Source organism: Pseudomonas sp. GD04091 (assembly GCF_029836165.1).
Classification (GTDB): domain Bacteria; phylum Pseudomonadota; class Gammaproteobacteria; order Pseudomonadales; family Pseudomonadaceae; genus Aquipseudomonas.
The window spans coordinates 200395-219646 of the sequence record NZ_JAOEBG010000005.1; the positions used below are offsets into that span (position 1 = coordinate 200395).

A 19252-nucleotide genomic window follows, 5' to 3' on the forward strand; every position below is an offset into this window, starting at 1 on the left:
GATCCCCGCCGATCCATTAGCTTCACGACCATTCTCCCGACTGGCAAAGCAGGATGCTTAACCATGCCCCTGAGCGAATTGATGGCTGTGCTCTCCACCCGCGCGATCCGACTGCAGCGCGAAGCCGACGACCTGATCGTGCTGGGTGCCGACGATGCGGTGGACGATGACCTGTGGCAGGCCCTGGCCGACAACAAGCCGACACTGCTGGCGTGGCTGGCCGGGCAGGGCGGCGACTGGGTGAGCCCGGCGCTGCGCATCACCCCGGACATGCTGCCGCTGGTGCGGCTGGACCAGGCCGCCATCGACCGTATCGTCGCCAGCGTGCCGGGCGCAGCGGCCAACGTGCAGGACATCTACCCCCTGGCGCCGCTGCAGGAAGGCATGCTCTATCACCATCTGGCGACGGACGCGGGTGACCCCTACGTGCTGCAGGTCCAGTTGCGCTTCGCCAGCGCGGCGCGCCTGGAGGCCTTTGCCGAGGCCCTGGACCAGGTGATCCAGCGCCACGACATCCTGCGCACGGCGATGGCCTGGGAGGCGCTGGACGCACCGTTGCAGGTGGTCTGGCGCAGCGCGCCGCTGGCGCGCGAAACGGTCGCGGTGCCCGACGGCGAGGATCCGCTGGGCCTGCTGCGGGCGCGCTTCGACAGTGGCCACTACCGCATGGACCTGCGCCAGGCGCCGCTGCTGCGCCTGGCCCATGGCCAGGGCAGCGACGGCCAGGTGGTGGCATTGCTGCTGTTCCATCACACCGTCATGGACCACACCGGGCTGGACATCGTGCGCCGCGAGATCCAGGCCTGCCTGATGGGCGCCGGCGACAGCCTGCCGCCGGCGGTGCCGTTTCGCGATCTGCTGGCCAGGGCCGGGTTGGCCATGGACGAACAGGCGCACGAAGCGTTCTTCAACGACATGCTCGCCGACATCGACGAGCCGACGCTGGCCTTCGGTGTCGAGGCCCTGGCCGGACAGCCAGTGGAAGAGGCGCGCCTGACCCTGCCATTGTCGCTCAGCCAGCGCTTGCGCGCGCGCGCGCGCCAGCTCGGCGCGAACCCGGCGAGCGTCATGCACCTGGCGATGGCTCGCCTGCTGGGCGCACTGTCCGGGCGTGACAGCGTGGTCTTCGGCAGCGTTCTGCTCGGGCGCATGAGCGCAGGTGCCGACGCCGAGCAGGCCTTGGGCATGTTCATCAATACCTTGCCGCTGCGCGTCGACCTGGCCGGGCGAGGGGTGCGCGATGGCCTGCTCGACACCCACCAGCGCCTCACCGGGCTGCTCGACCACGAGCAGGCAGCGCTGGCCCTGGCCCAGCGCTGCAGTGGCGTGGCCGCACCGACGCCACTGTTCAACAGCATGCTCAACTACCGCCACAGCGCGGCGGGCGATGCCGACGCGGTGATCGTGATGGCGCCGGGGATCGAGGTGGTCGGGGCCGAGGAGCGCACCAACTATCCGCTGAACCTTGCCGTCGACGATCTGGGCGAAGACCTGCGCCTTACCGTGCAGGCCCCGGCGGCCTGGGGCGCGGAGCGCCTGTGCGGGCAGTTGCGGCAGATCATCGGCGAACTGGTCGACGCGCTGGAGCATTCGCCACAGCGGCCGCTGCTTGACCTGCCAGTCGTGCCGGCCGCAGAGCGCCGCCAGGTGCTGGACGACTTCAACTGCAGCGAGGTGCCCCACGACCTGACGCAGACCCTCCATGGTCTGTTCGAGGCCCAGGCCCAGCGCAGCCCCGAAGCGCTGGCCGTCAGCGCCGAACAAGGTGAACTCAGCTATCGCCAGCTCAACGAGCGGGCCAACCGCCTGGCCCGTCACCTGATCGAACTGGGGGTCAAACCAGACGATCGCGTGGCAATCTGCGTCGAGCGCGGGCTGTCGCTGGTGGTCGGCCTGCTGGCCATCCTCAAGGCCGGTGGCGCCTATGTGCCGGTCGATCCGGACTACCCGGCCGAGCGCATTCGCCACATGCTCGCGGACAGCGCGCCGGTGGCGGTGCTGGTGCACGGCGCCACCCGCCACGTGCCCGAGGGCGGGCAGGTGATCGACCTCGATCAGCCAAGCTGGACGAGCTTGTCAGGCGACAACCCACAAGTATCGGGCCTGAACGCCCAGCACCTGGCCTATGTGATCTACACCTCCGGCTCCACCGGGGTGCCGAAGGGGGTGATGGTCGAGCACCGCAACGTGGTCAACCTGGTGCGCTGGAGTGCCGGGCAGTTCCCGGCCGAGGGGGCGGTGCTGCACAAGACCCCGATCAGTTTCGACGCCTCGGTGTGGGAGCTGTTCTGGCCGCTGTGCAGCGGGCTGCGCCTGGTGCTGGCGCAGCCCGACGGGCAGCGCGATCCGCAGTACCTGGTCGAGCTGATCGAGCGCCGGCAGGTCGGCGTGGTGCAGTTCGTGCCGGCGCTGCTGCAGCAGTTCCTCGAACAGGCGGACAGTGCGCGCTGCACGAGCCTGACCGACATCGTCTGCGGCGGTGGCGAGCTGACCGCGGCGCTGGCCCGCCAGGTGCGCGAACGCCTGCCGCAGGTGCGCCTGCACAACGTCTATGGCCCGACCGAGACCACCGTGGACTGCAGTGTCTGGACCCTGCAGCCGCAGGATCCACTGCCACAGGGCGCATTGCCGATCGGTCGGCCGATCGACAACACCCGGCTGTACGTGCTCGATGGCCATGACCAGCCCGTGCCGATCGGGGTCGCCGGCCAGTTGCACATCGGCGGTGCCGGGGTGGCGCGGGGTTACCTCGGCCTGCCCCAGCAGCAGGCCGAGCGCTTCATCGCCAGCCCGTTCGTCGAAGGCGACCGGCTGTACCGCAGCGGCGACCTGGTGCGCCAGCGTGCCGATGGCGTGCTCGAGTTCCTCGGCCGTACCGACCATCAGATCAAGCTGCGCGGGCTGCGCATCGAACCGGGCGAGATCGAGGCCTGCCTGGAGCGCCTGCCGGGTGTGCGCGAAGCCGTGGTGCTGGTGCATGACGCCGCGCCGGCCGGCCCACGCCTGGTGGCCTACCACACGGGTGAACCGCAGCCCGCCGAGGCCCTGCGCGATGCGCTGCTGGCGCGGTTGCCGGAGTACATGGTGCCGGCGCTGTTCATCCACCTCGACGCGCTGCCGCTGACCCCCAACGGCAAGCTCGACCGCAAGGCCCTGCCGACACCGGAGCTGCCGGCCCGCGCCTATGAGGCTCCCGAGGGCGACACCGAACAGCTGCTGGCCGGGATCTGGGCCGAGCTGCTGGGCGTGGAGCGGGTAGGGCGCCACGACAACTTCTTCGAACTGGGTGGCCACTCGCTGTTGGCCGTGACCCTCACCTCGCGCCTGCGTGAAGCCGGCCTGGAGGCTGATGTGCGCAGCCTGTTCGAACACCCGACGCTGGCAGGTTATGCCGCCATCACAGACAGAATGGAGATCGTCCTGTGAGCATCAATGAACTACTGGCCACACTGGCCGCCAATAATGTCCAGCTGGCGCTCAAGGATGGCCAGCTGGCGGTGCAGGGCAATCGCCAGGCCCTGACTGACGCGGCACTGGTGACGCAGTTGCGCGAGCACAAACCGGCGCTGCTGGCGTTGCTGGCAAGCGGCGCGTACGTGGCCGCTCGCCAGGGCGCGGTCGAGGTGCCGGCGAATCGCATCCCCGCCGATTGCACACGGATCAGCCCGGAGTTGCTCAGCCTGGTCGACCTCGACCAGGCCAGCATCGACCGTGTGGTCGCCGCCGTGCCTGGGGGCGCCGCCAATGTGCAGGACATCTACCCGCTGCTGCCGTTGCAGCAGGGCATGCTGTTCCACCACGCCAGCGCGGGCGAACACGATCCTTACGTGATGCAGGCGCGCTTCGTGTTCGCCAGCGATGACCGGGTGCAGGCCTTCGCCGAGGCGTTGCAGGGGGTGATCGAGCGCCACGACATCCTGCGCACCTCGGTGCACTGGAAGGACATCGAGACCCCGGTCCAGGTGGTCTGGCGCCGCGCCGAGCTGTGCGTCACGCAACTGTCGGCCGGACAGACGCCCGTGGCTGGTTTCGACCTGACCAAGGCCCCGCTGATCCGTCTGCAATGCCAGGCCGCCGAGATGGACGGCAGCGTCCATGCGACCCTGCAGTTCCACCATCTGGCCATGGACCACAGCGCCCTGGAGGTGGTGCGCCACGAAATGCTGGCGTTCCTGCTGGGCGACGGCGCCGGACTGGGCCGGCCGGTGCCGTTCCGCAACCATGTGGCCCAGGCCTTGCTGGGCGTGGGAGAGGCCGAGCACGAGGCGTTCTTTCGCGACATGCTGAGCAGCGTCGACGAACCGACCCTGGCTTATGGCCTGAGCGATGTGAAGGGGGACGGCGCGGCGCTGAACGAGCATGCCCTGGACCTCGACCTGCCGCTGTGCCAGGCCTTGCGCGGCCAGGCACGAGCGCAGGGGGTGAGCGTCGCCAGCCTGTTCCACCTGGCGTGGGCGCGGGTGCTGGGCGGCCTGACCGGGCGCGATCAGGTGGTGTTCGGCACGGTGCTGATGGGGCGTCTGCTGGGCGCCGAGGCTACCGACCGGGCGTTGGGGATCTTCATCAATACCTTGCCGCTGCGCGTGGACCTCGACGGCGCCGGCCTGGCCGTGGCGATCAAGGCCACCCACCAGCGGCTGAGCAGCCTGATGCGCCACGAGCATGCCCCGCTGGCCTTGGCCCAGCGCTGCAGCGGCGTGGCGGCGCCGACGCCGCTGTTCAACGCCTTGCTCAACTACCGCCACAGCGCGCCCTCGGGTTCCGAGGCAGCGCGCCGGGCCGGCTGGGCGGGTATCGAGATCGTCCATGCCGCCGAAGCCACCAACTACCCGCTGACCCTGAGCGTCGATGACTTCGGCGAAGCCTTCCGGCTGACCCTGCTGGCCAGCCCCGAGGTGCCGGCGCAGCGCGTCTGCGCCTACCTGGAACAGGCACTGCGCAGCCTGCTCGAGGGCTCGGTCGACGAGGTTCGCGCGCTGCCCATGCTGCCGCCGCAGGAGCGCGCGCAGTTGCTGGAGGGTTTCAACCACACGGCGGGCCGCGCGGTCACCGCTGGCACCCTGCATCGGCGCATCGAGGCCATCGCCCAGGCGCACCCGGACGCCACCGCCAGCACCTGCCTGGGGCAGGCGCTGAGCTACGCCGAGCTGAACCGTCGCGCCAACGCCCTGGCCCACCACCTGATCGCCTTGGGCGTGCGCCCCGATGACCGGGTCGCGGTACTGGCCCGCCGTGGCCTGGACACCCTGGCCGGCCTGCTGGCCGTGCTCAAGGCCGGCGCCGGCTATGTGCCGGTGGATCCGGCCCACCCCGACGAGCGCGTGCGCTACCTGCTCGATGACAGCGCCCCAGTGGTGGTGCTCACCCTGCAGGCCCTGCGCGGGCGACTGGGGGAGGTGGCCGTGCCGGTGCTGGCCCTCGACCAGCCCGACTGGCCGGCCCGGGTGGACGATCCTGTGGTGCCGGGGCTGAGCGCGGCGCACCTGGCCTATGTGATCTACACCTCCGGTTCCACCGGCCAGCCCAAGGGCGTGATGGTCGAGCACGGCACCCTGAACAACCTGGTGGACTGGCATTGCCGGGCTTTCGACCTGTGCCTGGGCCGGCACACCTCGAGCCTGGCCGGTTTCGGTTTCGACGCCATGGCCTGGGAAATCTGGCCGGCGCTGGCCAGCGGGGCGGTCCTGCACCTGGCACCGCCGGGCGAAGGCCATGAAGACCTCGACGCCATGCTCGCCTGGTGGCGCGCGCAACCACTGGACGTGAGCTTCCTGCCCACCCCCGTGGCCGAGTACGCCTTCAGCCACCAGCTGGAACATTCGACCCTGCGCACGCTGCTGATCGGTGGCGACCGCCTGCGTCAGTTCAACCGCACCCAGACCTTCGCCGTGGTCAACAACTACGGCCCCACCGAGACCACCGTGGTGGCCAGCTCAGGTGTGCTCGAGGCTGGCGGCGAGCTGCATATCGGCGGGCCGGTGGACAACGCCCGGCTGTACGTGCTGGGCAGCGATCTGCAACCCGTGCCACTGGGCGTGCCGGGCGAGTTGCATGTCGGCGGCGCGGGTGTCGCCCGTGGCTACCTGAACCGCCCGGCGCTGACCGCCGAACGCTTTCTCGATGATCCGTTCGACCCGCGCCCGGGGGCCCGGATGTACCGCACCGGCGACCTGGTGCGCTGGCGGGGGGACGGGACCTTGGACTACCTGGGCCGCAACGATGACCAGGTGAAGGTGCGTGGCGTGCGTATCGAGCTGGGCGAGATCGAGAGCCGCCTGAGCGGCCTGCCGGGCATCAACGAGGCGGTGGTGCTGGCCCGCGAGGACCAGCCCGGCCAGCCACGGCTGGTGGCCTACTTCACGCCACAGCCGGGCATTGAGGCACCCTCGCCGGAGTTGCTGCGCGGACAACTGCTGGCACACCTACCGGACTACATGGTGCCGGTGGCCTTCGTCGCGCTGTCGGCATTGCCGCTGACCGCCAATGGCAAGCTCGACCGCCGGGCCCTGCCCGCGCCGGAGCGCTCGGCGCTGTTCGAGCAGGCCTACGTGGCCCCCGTGGGCGAGCTGGAAACCGCCCTGGCCCAGCTGTGGGCGCAGCTGCTGCAGGTGGAGCGGGTAGGGCGGCATGACCAGTTCTTCGCCTTGGGTGGGCATTCGCTGCTGGCCATGCGCATGGTGTCCCAGGTACGGCTGCGCCTGGGTGTGGAACTGGCCCTGGGCGAACTGTTCGCCAATGCCGAACTGGCGGCGGTGGCCCAGGTGCTGGCCGGTGCCACGCGCAGCGCGCTGCCGGCGATCATGCCGGTCGCTCGCGCACAGCCGCTGCCGTTGTCGTTCGCCCAGCAGCGGCTGTGGTTCCTGGCCCAGCTCGAAGGCGGCAACCAGGCCTACAACGTGCCGCTTGCCCTGGGCCTGCGTGGTGAACTGGATGTCGAGGCGTTGGAGCGTGCGCTGCTGCGTATCGTCGCGCGTCACGAGACCTTGCGCAGCCGTTTCGTGCCCAGCGGCGACAGTGCCGAAGTGCAGCTGCTGGACACGCCGCGCGCCGGCTGGCTGCACCGCGAGACGATTGCGCCCGAAGCCCTGGCCGAACGACTGCAAGGGGAGGCGCTCGCCCCCTTCGACCTGCTCGCCGGGCCGCCATTGCGCGCCAGCTTGTTGCAACTGGGCGGGCAGCGGCATGTGTTGATCCTCACCGTGCACCATATCGTTGCCGATGGCTGGTCCCTTGGTGTGCTGACCCATGAGCTCGGCGTGTTGTATGCCGCCCTGCGCGCAGGGCGGGAGGATCCGCTGCCGGCGCTGGCCATTCAATACGGCGACTATGCCGTGTGGCAGCGCCGCTGGCTGGCCGGCGAACAGTTGCAGCGCCAGGCCGACTATTGGCGCGAAGCCCTCGACGGTGCGCCGAATCTGTTGAGTCTGCCAACCGATCGACCTCGCCCGGCCCGCCAGGACTTCAGTGGTGCCAGCCTGGCGCTGCACCTGGACGAACGCCTGGGCGTCGGTCTGCGTGCCCTGGCCCGGCGTCACCAGGCGACCTTGTACATGGTCCTGCTCGGCGCCTGGGCCGCAACCCTGGCGCGTCTGGCCGGGCAAACCGAGGTCGTGGTCGGCTGCCCGGTCGCCGGACGTGGCAGTGCCGAGCTGGAGCCGCTGGTGGGGTTGTTCGTCAACACCCTGGCGGTGCGCATCGACACCGGCGGGGCGATCGGCACCGAGGCCTTGCTGGGCCGGGTCAAGGCGCGTTTGCTGCAGGCCCAGGCGCACCAGGACCTGCCGTTCGAGCAGGTGGTGGAGATTGTCCGTCCGGTGCGTAGCCTGGCCCATACCCCTTTGTTCCAGACCACGCTGAACTGGCAGGCCGGCGCGGGCGCCGCCCTGAGCCTGGACGGGCTGCAGCTGGAGGCGGTGGCACAGACCAGCCAGGTGGCCAAGTTCGACCTGTCGCTGAGCCTGGGCGAGCAGGGCGAGGCGTTGCTCGGCAGCCTGGAGTACGCCACGGCGTTGTTCGACGAGGCCCGCGTGCAACGCATCGCCGGGTACTTCGATGCGTTGTTGAGGGCCATGGTGGCCAACGACCAGCAAGCTTTGGCCGACGTCGAGCTGGTGGTGGGCGCGGAACGCCAGCGCCTGCTGCACGGCTTCAACAACACCCGGCGGCGGTTCCCGCTCGGACAGACCGTGCATGGCCTGGTCGAAGCCCGGGCTGCGGGCATCCCGCACAGCATGGCCGTGGTGGCGGGCGGGCTGCGCCTGAGCTACGGCGAACTGAACCGCCAGGCCAATGCCCTGGCCCATCACCTGATCGCGCTGGGCGTCCTGCCCGATGACCGCGTGGCGGTGGTCGCCCGCCGTGGCCCGGACACCCTGGTGGCGTTGCTGGCGGTGCTCAAGGCCGGCGCCGGCTACGTGCCGGTGGACCCCACGCATCCGGACGAGCGACTGCGCTACCTGCTCGACGACAGTGCCCCGGTGGTGGTGCTGGCCCAGCAGGCGCTGTTCGAGCGGCTGCCCGGGCTGAACGTGCCGCTGCTGGCCCTTGACCGCCCGGACTGGCCGGCGCGGGACGACAATCCGCAGGTGCCTGGGCTGGGTGTGAATCACCTGGCCTACGTGATCTACACCTCCGGTTCCACGGGCGAGCCCAAGGGCGTGATGGTCGAGCATCACACCCTGGCCAATCTTGTGCACTGGCACTGCAAGGCCTTCGAACTGGGCGTCGGCGATCACACCGCCAGCGTCGCCGGCTTCGGCTTCGACGCCATGGCCTGGGAGGTCTGGCCGGCGCTGTGTGCCGGGGCTGTGCTGCACCTGCCGCCCGCGGCACTGGGCAACGAGCAGCTCGACGCATTGCTGGCCTGGTGGTTGGAGCAGCCGCTGAAGGTCGCCTTCCTGCCCACGCCGGTGGCTGAATACGCCTTTGCCCAAGGACTGCGTCATCCGACCCTGCGCAGCCTGCTGATCGGCGGGGATCGCCTGCGCCAGTTCCACGCGGACCCCGGGTTCGTGGTGGTCAACAACTACGGCCCCACCGAGGCCACGGTGGTCGCCACGTCCGGCCTGGTGTTGCCTGGCGGCGCGCTGGATATCGGCCGACCGATCGCCAACGCCCGAGTCTACTTGCTTGATGCGGCGCGCCAGCCGGTGCCGTTCGGCAGTATCGGTGAGCTGTATGTGGGCGGCGACGGCGTGGCGCGGGGCTATCTGAACCGCCCCGAACTGACCGCCGAACGCTTCCTCGACGATCCCTTCGGCGAGCAGCCTGGGGCGCGCATGTACCGCACCGGCGACCTGGCCCGCTGGAACGCCGACGGCACCCTGGATTACCAGGGGCGCAACGACGACCAAGTGAAGATCCGTGGCCTGCGTATCGAACTGGGCGAGATCGAGGCGCAGTTGCTGCGTTTGCCGGGCATCGACGAGGCGTTGGTCCTGGCCCGGGAGGAAACCCCCGGCCAGCCTCGGCTGATCGCCTGGTTCACGGCCCAGGGCGAGGCACCATCCGCCGCGGCGCTGCGCGCCAGCCTGGCGCAGCGCCTGCCCGGTTACATGGTGCCGGCGGCGCTGGTGCGGCTGGACAGCTGGCCATTGACCGCCAATGGCAAGGTCGATCGCCGCGCGCTGCCGGCGCCCGCGCGTGAAGCCCTGGCCAGCCAGGCCCATGAAGCTGCCGAAGGCGAGCTGGAGCATGCCCTTGCCGCGTTGTGGGGCGAACTGCTGCAGGTCGGCCAGGTCGGTCGCCAGGACCGATTCTTCGAATTGGGCGGCCATTCGCTGCTGGCCATGCGCATGGTTGGCCAGTTGCGCCAGCGCCTTGGCCTGGAGCTGTCCCTCGGCCAGCTGTTCGCCGATGACCGCCTGCTGGCGGTGGCCGTGGCGCTGCAAGACACCAGACCCTGCGCGGTGCCGATGATCGAAGCGGCGCCGCGCGGCCAGTCGCAGCCGCTGTCGTTCGCCCAGCAGCGCCTGTGGTTCCTGGCGCAGATGGACGATGCCAGCGCCGCCTACCATATTCCGCTGGGGCTGGTGCTGCGTGGGGCGCTGGATCGTCCGGCGCTGGAGCGCGCCCTGGCGCGCATCGTCGAGCGCCACGAGAGCCTGCGCAGCCACTTTGCCCAGGAAGGCGCCGAAGCGCGGGTACGGGTGGCACCCGGCAACGGTGGCTTCAGCCTGGCCTGGCACGACCTGCGCGACCAGGGCCAGGCATTGGCCGCGCTGGTGCGCGAGGAAGCGCGGCTGCCGTTCGACCTGGCGCACCAATTGCCGATCCGCGGGCGTCTGCTGTGCCTGGGGCAGGACCACCACGCGCTGCTGCTGACCCTGCACCATATCGTTGCCGACGGCTGGTCGATGGACGTCTTCACCCAGGAGCTGGCGGCCTTGTACCTGGCGTTCAGCGCCGGTGAACCGGATCCGTTGCCCGCGCTGGCGATCCAGTACGGCGACTATGCCATCTGGCAGCGCCGCTGGCTGGCCGGGGACGCGTTGCAGCGCCAGGCCGACCACTGGCGTCAGGCCCTGGCCGGTGCACCGTTGCTGCTGAGCCTGCCCACCGACCGACCTCGTCCGGCGCGCCAGGATTATCGTGGCGAGCGGGTCGAGGTACGCCTGGACCGGCGCCTGAGCGCCGACCTCAAGGACCTCTGCCAGCGCCATGCGGTCACCCCGTTCATGCTGTTCGGCGCCGCCTGGGCGGTGTTGCTGGCGCGCCTGTCCGGCCAGGCCGAGGTGGTCATCGGCACGCCGGTGGCCAACCGGCGGCATGCCGAGGTCGAGGGGCTGATCGGCTTGTTCGTCAACGCCCTGGCCCTGCGCATCGATACGTCCGGCACTCCCGACGTGGCCGCGCTGCTGGCCCGGGTCAAGGCTGTCGCCAGTCAGGCCCAGGACCACCAGGACATCCCGTTCGAGCAGGTGGTCGAGCTGCTGCAGCCGCCGCGCAGCCTGGCCCACACACCGCTGTACCAGGTGTCGCTGGCCTGGAACGGCGGGGCGGCGCACTCCCTGCACCTGGGCGGTTTGCAACTGGAGCCGCTGGGGGCGCCGCAGGCCATCGCCAAGTTCGACCTGACCCTGAGCCTGGGCGAGACCGGCGAAGGCTTCGCCGGCGCGCTGGAGTACGCCACCGCGCTGTTCGACCGGGCAACCATCGAGCGCCATGTCGGCTACCTGGAACAATTGCTCTGGGCCTTCGCCAGCAGTGACCAGGCGGTGCCGGCCAGGGTCGAGCTGCTTGGCGCCGCCGAGCGCCGCCAGGAACTGGTCAGCTGCAACGCCAGCGAGCTGGTCGGTGGTCTGCAGCAGCCGGTGCAGGCGCTGTTCGAGGCACAGGTGCTGCGTTCGCCCCAGGCCATCGCGGTGCAGGCCGAGGACGGCCAACTGAGCTATCAGCAGCTCAACGAGGCTGCCAACCGCCTGGCCCATGTGCTGATCGCCCGCGGCGTGCGGCCCGACAGTCGGGTGGCGGTGTGCCTGGCCCGTGGCCCGCAGTTGCTGGTCGGCCTGCTGGCCGTGCTCAAGGCAGGTGGCGCTTATGTGCCGCTGGACCCAGGGTACCCGGACGAACGCCTGGAATTCATGCTCGAGGACAGCGCACCGTTGCTGCTGCTGGTGGACGGTTCCAGCCGTACGCGTTTCGCTGCCAGCCTGTTGCCACGTCTTGACCTGGACCAGCCGACCTGGGCCGCCGAGCCGGCGCGCAACCCGCAGGTCAAGGGGCTTGGCGCGCGCCAGCTGGCCTATGTGATCTACACCTCCGGCTCCACCGGCACGCCGAAAGGTGTGATGGTCGAGCACCGCAGCCTATGCAACCTGGTGCACTGGAGTTCGCGCCTGATCGCTCCAAGCGCCGACGGCGCGCTGCTGCACAAGACCCCGGTGAGCTTCGACGCCTCGGTGTGGGAGCTGTTCTGGCCGCTGTGCGCCGGGCTGCGCCTGGTGCTGGCGCGTCCGGACGGCCAGCGCGACCCGGCCTATCTGGCCGAGCTGATCCAGCGTCAGCGGGTCGGCGTGGTGCAGTTCGTGCCGGCGTTGCTGCAGCAGTTCCTGGCGCTGGACGCCAGCGCTGCCTGCGATAGCCTGACCGACATCGTCTGCGGTGGCGGCGAACTGACAACGGCCTTGTTGCGGCAATTGCGAGCGCGTCTGCCGAAGGCGCGCCTGCACAATGTCTACGGGCCGACCGAAACCACCGTCGACTGCAGCGTCTGGACCCTGGAGCCAGGGCAGGCGTTGCCTGACGGCGCACCGCCGATCGGCCGGCCGATCGCCAATACCCGGCTGTATGTGCTCGATGGCCAGGGTCTGCCGGTGCCGCGTGGGGTGGTCGGCGAACTGTACATCGGTGGCGTCGGCGTCGCGCGCGGCTACCTCGGCCTGCCGGAACAGGAGGCCGAGCGCTTCAGCGACAGCCCGTTCGTGGTCGGCGAGCGTCTGTACCGCAGCGGTGACCTGGTGCGCCGTCGCGCCGATGGCGAACTGGAGTTCCTGGGGCGCAACGACTTCCAGGTCAAGTTGCACGGCCTGCGTATCGAACTGGGCGAGATCGAGGCCTGCCTGGCGCGCCACGCCGCCGTGCGTGAGGTCGCGGTGCTGCTGCGTGGCGAGCGCCTGGTGGCCTGGTTCACCGCGCGTGAAGGCGCCGGAGCACCGGGCATCGACGCGCTGCGCAAGCATGTCCGGGCGCGGCTGCCGGACTATATGGTGCCGTCGGCCTATGTGATGCTGCCGGCCATGCCGCTAACCGCCAATGGCAAGCTCGACCGCCAGGCCTTGCCCGAGCCTGGCGCCGAGGCGGTGCTCAGCCGCGCCTACGCGGCTCCGCTGGGTGAGGCCGAGAGCCGCCTGGCGGCGCTGTGGGCCGAACTGCTCAACGTGCCGAAGGTCGGGCGCCATGACCATTTCTTCGAGTTGGGCGGCCATTCGCTGCTGGCGGTGACTCTGATCGCCCGCCTGCGCGCCGAAGGGTTGGCAGCGGATATCCGCGTGCTGTTCGCCGAACCGACCCTGGCCGCGCTAGCCGCGACTCTGGGCCAGGACACCGGGCCACAGGTACCGGCCAACCGCATCGCCGCCGACTGCCAGCGCATCACCCCGGACCTGCTGCCACTGGTGCAGCTGGAACAGGCAGCGATCGAGCGCATTGTCGGCCAGGTGCCCGGTGGCGTCGCCAATGTGCAGGACATCTACCCACTGGGCCCGCTGCAGGCCGGTATCCTGTACCACCACCTGGCCAGCGAGGGCGATGACCCTTACCTGTTGCAGGCGCGCTTCGCCGTGGCGGATACATCCCGGCTGGCGGCCCTGCACCAGGCCCTGGACCAGGTGATCGCGCGCCACGATATTCTGCGCAGCTCGCTGTGCTGGGAGGGGTTGGCGCAGCCCGTGCAGGTGGTCTGGCGCCAGGCGCCGCTGCCAGTGCAGCAGCTCGCCGCCGGCGAAGCACCGGCCCTGCGCCTGGACCTGACCCGGGCACCGCTGCTGCGCTTGTTGCACAGCCAGGACCCGACCACTGGCGCCATCACCGCGACCCTGTTGTTCCACCACCTGGTCATGGACCATGTCGCCCAGGACGTGCTGCGCGCCGAACTGCAGGCTTGCCTGCTCGGCGAGCAGCACCGCTTGCCAGTGCCGGCACCGTACCGCAACTACATCGCCCAGGTGCAGCAGGGTGCGGGCGAAGCCGAGCACGTGGCGTTCTTCCGCGAACAACTGGGCGATATCGATGAGCCAACCTTGGCGTATGGCGCCCATCCTCGGCCGCACGCGGATGCCGCCGTCGAGGCCCGGCGTTGGCTTGACGCCGGGCTGGCGCGACGGGCTCGTGAGCAGGCCCGGCAGTTGGGCGTCGGCGCCGCCAGCCTGATGCACCTGGCCTGGGGGCTGGTACTGGGGCAGTTGTCGGGTCGCGACAGTGTGGTGTTCGGCACCGTGATGCTGGGGCGCCTGCAGGGTGGCGAGGGGGGCGAGCGGGCGCTCGGCGTGTTCATCAACACCTTGCCGCTGCGCTTGGACCTGGGCCGGCTGCCGGTGCGCGAGGCGTTGCTCGACACCCATCGCCGACTCACCGGCCTGTTGCTGCACGAGCACGCCCAACTGGCCCTGGCCCAGCGTTGCAGCGCACTGCCGCCGGGCACGCCGCTGTTCAGCGCCTTGCTCAATTACCGCCACAGCGCCACTGCGCTGAACCAGGACGCGACGGCAGGGCAGGCCTGGGCCGGTATCGAGCTATTGCATGCACAGGAGCGCAGCAACTACCCCCTGGCCCTGAGCATCGATGACCTGGGCGAGGCGTTCGCTCTCAGCGCCCAGTGCGCCCAGGGGATCGATGCGCGGCGCCTGTGCGCCTACCTGGAGCAGGCGTTGGATAGCCTGGTGAAAGCGCTGGAAACGGATCCCGAGCAGGGGCTGGAGCGCTTGAGCATCCTCTCGGCCGAGGAGTGCCAGCGCCTGGTCGTCGAGTACAACGCCACGCGGCGCGACTACCCACGCGAGCTGCCGGTACAGCGCCTGTTCGAGCAGTGCGTGGCCCGTCATCCGTTGGCGCTGGCAGCGCTGCACGACGAGCGCCGGCTGACCTACGGCGAGCTCAACGAGCAGGCCAACCGCCTGGCCCATTGGTTGATCGGCGAAGGGGTGCAGCCAGGTGAGCACGTGGCGATCCTGCTGCCGCGCTCGCTGCCTCTGCTGGTGGCGCAACTGGCGGTGCTCAAATGCGCCGCGGTCTATGTGCCACTGGATATCAATGCCCCCGCCGAGCGCCAGGCGTTCATGGCTCGCGACTGCCAGGCCGTGGTGCTGCTGACCCTGGCTGGCATGCTCGGTGACTGTGGCGTGCGGCGCGTCGACCTCGACTGCCTGAGCCTCGACGACCAACCGGGGCACAACCCGGGCCTGAGCCAGGGTGCCGGGGCGCCGGCGTACGTGATGTACACCTCTGGCTCCACCGGCACGCCGAAGGGCGTGTGTGTGGCGCACCGGGGTATCGCCCGGCTGGTGTTGAACAACGGCTATGCCGACTTCAACGCGCACGACCGCATCGCCTTCGTCTCCAACCCAGCCTTCGACGCCGCGACCATGGATGTCTGGGGCGCGCTGCTCAATGGCGGGCAGGTGCTGGTGATCGACCACCAGACTCTGGTGGAGCCTGCGCGGTTCGGCGCGGCCCTGGACGATGGCGGCGCCAGCGTGCTGTTCGTCACCACGGCGTTGTTCAACCAGTACGTGCAGCTCATCCCCAAGGCCCTGGCCGGGTTGCGCATCCTGCTGTGCGGCGGTGAACGGGGCGAGCCTGGGGCGTTCCGCGCCTTGCTGGCGCAGGCGCCGGACTTGCGCCTGGTGCATTGCTACGGGCCCACCGAGACCACCACCTACGCCACCACCCACCAGGTCACGGCGGTCGCGCAGGGCACCGAGCACGTGCCGATCGGCCGGCCGATCGGCAATACCACGACCTATGTGCTCGACCGCCAGGGGCGGTTGGTGCCCGAGGGCGTCGCCGGCGAGCTGTACATCGGCGGCGACGGTGTCGCGCTGGGCTACCTCAACCGCCCGCAGTTGACCGCCGAACGTTTCAGCGACGATCCGTTCGCCACGCCGGCCGGCGCCCGCCTGTACCGCACCGGTGACTTGGCCCGCTGGAACGCCGACGGCCTGCTGGAGTGCCTCGGACGCAGCGACGATCAGGTCAAGATCCGTGGCTTTCGTATCGAACTGGGCGAGATCGAGCAGCAGCTGGCCCAATGCCCCGGGCTGGACGAAGTGGTGGTCATGGCCTTGCGCCTGGAGCAGGGGCCGCTGCGCCTGGTGGCCTGGTTCACCCGCCACGATGCCTCCCTCGACAGCCAGGCGCTGCGCGCCTGGCTGCGCGAGCGTCTGCCGGAGTACATGCTGCCGGCGGCCTACGTGGCGCTCGCGGCGCTGCCGCTGACCAACAATGGCAAGGTCGACCGCAAGGCCCTGCCACTGCCGGCCGCGCAGGACATGGCAGTCGCCACCTTCGAGGCACCCCACGGTGCGCTGGAGCTGGCCCTGGCCGCACTGTGGGCGCAGGTGCTGGAGGTCGAGCGGGTCGGGCGCCACGATAGCTTCTTCGAACTGGGCGGGCATTCGCTGCTGGCGATCCGTCTGGTCAGCGAGATGGAGCACGCGGGCCTGCGCACCACCTTGGCGGAGCTGTTCCAGTACCCCTGCGTCGCCGCCCTGGCCGAACGCCTGGGCCAGCGCGAAGCGCCGGAGCAGGACGACAGCCTGGTCACCGTGCGTGCCAGCGGCAGCCAGCCGCCGTTGTTCCTGGTCCACGAGTTCAGTGGCCTGGACCTGTACTTCCCGGTACTGGGTCGGCATATCCCGGGCGACTTCCCGATCCATGGCCTGCCGGGCGTGCCACTCGGCCAGCCGCAATCGGACACCCTGGAGTGCCTGGCGGCGCGGCTGGTACAGCGGATCCTCGCGGTGCAGCCGCAGGGGCCGTACCGTCTGGCCGGCTGGTCGTTCGGCGGGGTGCTGGCCTACGAGGTGGCCGCCCAGTTGCTGGGGGCGGACCAGAGGGTGGCCTTCGTCGGCCTGATCGACAGCTACGTGCCGCGCCTGAGCGACCAGGGCAAGGCTCGCTGGCAAGGGCCGCACCTGGCCGAAGCGCAGCTGTTGCTGCACTGCCGAACGCACTGGCAGGCCCAGGGCGAGGGCGGCGCGGCGCAACTGGCCGAGGTCGAGGCACTGCAGCCCGGGGCGCTGGCGTTCGACGCGCTGCTGGCCCATTGCCGTGAGCGGCAGTTGCTGGTGCCGGGCCTGGTCCAGGCCAGCGACGGGCAGTTGCGCCACTTCTTCGAGCGCCATGTCGCCCACGGGCATGCCTTGGCCCACTACCACCTGGCGCCGTTGCCGTTGCCGCTGCATCTGTTCAGGGCCGAACTGCGCGACGCTGGCATTGCCTGCGACAGCCCGACCCTGGGCTGGGCCGAAGCGTTGCCGGGGCAGCGGGTGCATTGCGTGAACGTGCCGGGGGACCACCAGAGCATGGTGCAGGAACCCCATGTGGCTGTGCTCGGGCAAGCCATCGCCGAGGCCCTGGACGCCGTGCAGGCCCAGGCCATCCCGGCGCACCAGCCGCTGCTGGCGATCCAGAGCGGCACACCGGGGCATGTGCCGGTGTTCTGTGTGCCGGGCGCTGGCGACAGCGTCACCAGTTTCATCGGCCTGGCAGAAGCGCTGGGACCGGACTGGCCGGTGCATGGCTTGCAGGCCCGCGGACTGGCGGCGGACGAGGTGCCGCACAGCAGCGTGGAGGCGGCCACCGATTGTTATCTGCGGGCCATCGAAGCGTTCTACCCCGAAGGGCCGTTGAACCTGGTCGGGCATTCGTTCGGCGGTTGGCTGGCGCACGCCCTGGCGGTGCGGCTGCAGGCCAAGGGCCGTGAGGTGCGGTCGCTGACCCTGATCGACAGTGAGGCACCGGGCAGCGCTGGCAAGTCGTACACCTTCACCCAGGCCCTGCTGCGCCTGGTCGACTCGTTGCAGCTGTCCACCGGCAAGCCGTTGGGTATCGCCGCCTCGGCCTTTGCCGAGGCCGAAGATCAGGCGCAGCTGGAGCAGTTGCACGGGGCGATGGTACGGGTCGGCCTGATGCCTGCGCGCTCCACGCCTCAGGCCCTGGCCGGGGTGACGCGGACCTTCGCCACGGCGTTGCGCACGGACTATCGCCCGCAGGTTGGCTTCAACGGCCTGGCGCGGTTGGTGCTGGTGACGGACCCGAGCCTGGACGCCGTCGGCAACCAGCGTGAGCAAGAGGCGATGGAGCAGGGCTGGAGGCAGTTGATGCCACAGCTGGAAATGTGGCGAGGCCCTGGCAACCACTTCAGCATCCTCAAGGTACCGGATGTGTTCAGCCTGGCAGCCTGGTGGCATGACGGGCAGGCCTTGGCCGCCAAGGCGAACCTGTCGTGAGGACGGGCGAGGGCTGTGCCCTCGACCGCGACGCAAGGCTGCTTGCGCAGGGGCTTGCGTCGCAGTGGATGGATGAATGTCTGTGGGCGCGGCGGCGTGCCGCGAAAGGGCCGCGCCGCGGCCCCCTCTTTGATCAGTAGTAGGCCCTCATGGAAAAGAGCAAGTTTCGCAAGATCACGCTGGGCGTCGCGGCGGCCCTGGTCGCCGGTATCGTGCTGTACGCGGTGCAGGCACCGGCCAAGCCGCCGCGGTACATCACCGCCACTGTCGAGCGGGGCGACATCGAGAACGCAGTGCTGGCCACCGGCACCCTGGAGGGGATCCGCCAGGTGGATGTCGGCGCCCAGGTCTCCGGCCAGTTGCGCGTGCTCAAGGTCAAGCTCGGCGACAAGGTGAGCGAAGGCCAGTGGCTGGCCGAGATCGATCCGCTGGTGCTGCGCAACACCTTGCGCCAGGCCGAGGTGGACGCCGAGAAGCTGCAGGCCGAACGGCGCTCGACCCAGGCCAAGCTCAAGCAGGCCAAGCGGGTCTACGAGCGCTACGACGTGCTGCAGGCCGACGAGTCGATCTCGCGCCAGGACTTCGAGAACGCCGAATCCGAGTTCGAGGTGCAGCAGGCCAACCTGCGCTCGCTGGATGCGCAGATCAAGAGCGCGCAGGTCCAGATCGACACGGCCCGGGTGAACCTCGGCTACACCCGTATCGTCGCGCCGATCGACGGTCACGTGGTGGGCATCGTGACCCAGGAAGGCCAGACCGTGATCGCCAACCAGCTGGCGCCGGTGATCCTCAAACTGGCCGACCTCGACACCATGACCATCAAGGCCCAGGTATCCGAGGCGGACGTGATCCATATCAGCCCCGGCCAGCAGGTGTACTTCACCATCCTCGGTGAAGACAGGCGCTATTACGCCAAGTTGCGCGGCACCGAGCCTGCGCCGCAGAACTATCTGGAGAGCAGCGACAAGAGCAGCGGCGCGGCCAGGCAGGTCAGCGCGGTGTTCTACAACGCGCTGTTCGAAGTGCCCAACCCCGAGCATCGCCTGCGTATCGCGATGACTGCCCAGGTGCGCATCGTCCTCGACACCGCCCAGGGCGTGCTGACCGTGCCGGTGGCGGCGCTGGGGCCACGTGATGCCGACGGCAGCTTTCCGGTGCGGGTGCTCGATGCCAAAGGCTTCGCCCAGGTGCGCAAGGTGCAGGCCGGGATCAACAACAACGTCAGGGTGCAGGTCAAGGACGGCCTGGCCGAAGGCGACCGGGTGGTGATCGGCGAGCCGGTATCGGGCGAGGCGGGGGCGTGA

General features: G+C 69.8%; 3 protein-coding genes. All 3 read left to right on the top strand.

Translation table 11 applies throughout. The annotated features are described in order from the left end of the window. Window positions 1-63: 63 nt before the first annotated feature. The 3 genes from N7422_RS09075 to macA all read left to right on the top strand — a co-directional run bounded on the left by N7422_RS09075 (window position 64) and on the right by macA (window position 19252). The gene (locus N7422_RS09075; RefSeq protein WP_347815262.1) at window positions 64-3426 is read left to right on the top strand and encodes an amino acid adenylation domain-containing protein; all 3363 of its coding nucleotides are present in this window, start codon (window positions 64-66) and stop codon (window positions 3424-3426) included. Further along, window positions 3423-17948: a non-ribosomal peptide synthetase gene (locus N7422_RS09080; protein ID WP_279806240.1), complete on the top strand. Its 14526-nt coding sequence runs from the start codon at window positions 3423-3425 to the stop codon at window positions 17946-17948. Before N7422_RS09075 ends, N7422_RS09080 begins: the two co-directional genes overlap by 4 nt. Before the next feature lie 149 nt (window positions 17949-18097). Then, window positions 18098-19252: a macrolide transporter subunit MacA gene (macA, locus tag N7422_RS09085; protein WP_279806241.1), complete on the top strand. Its 1155-nt coding sequence runs from the start codon at window positions 18098-18100 to the stop codon at window positions 19250-19252.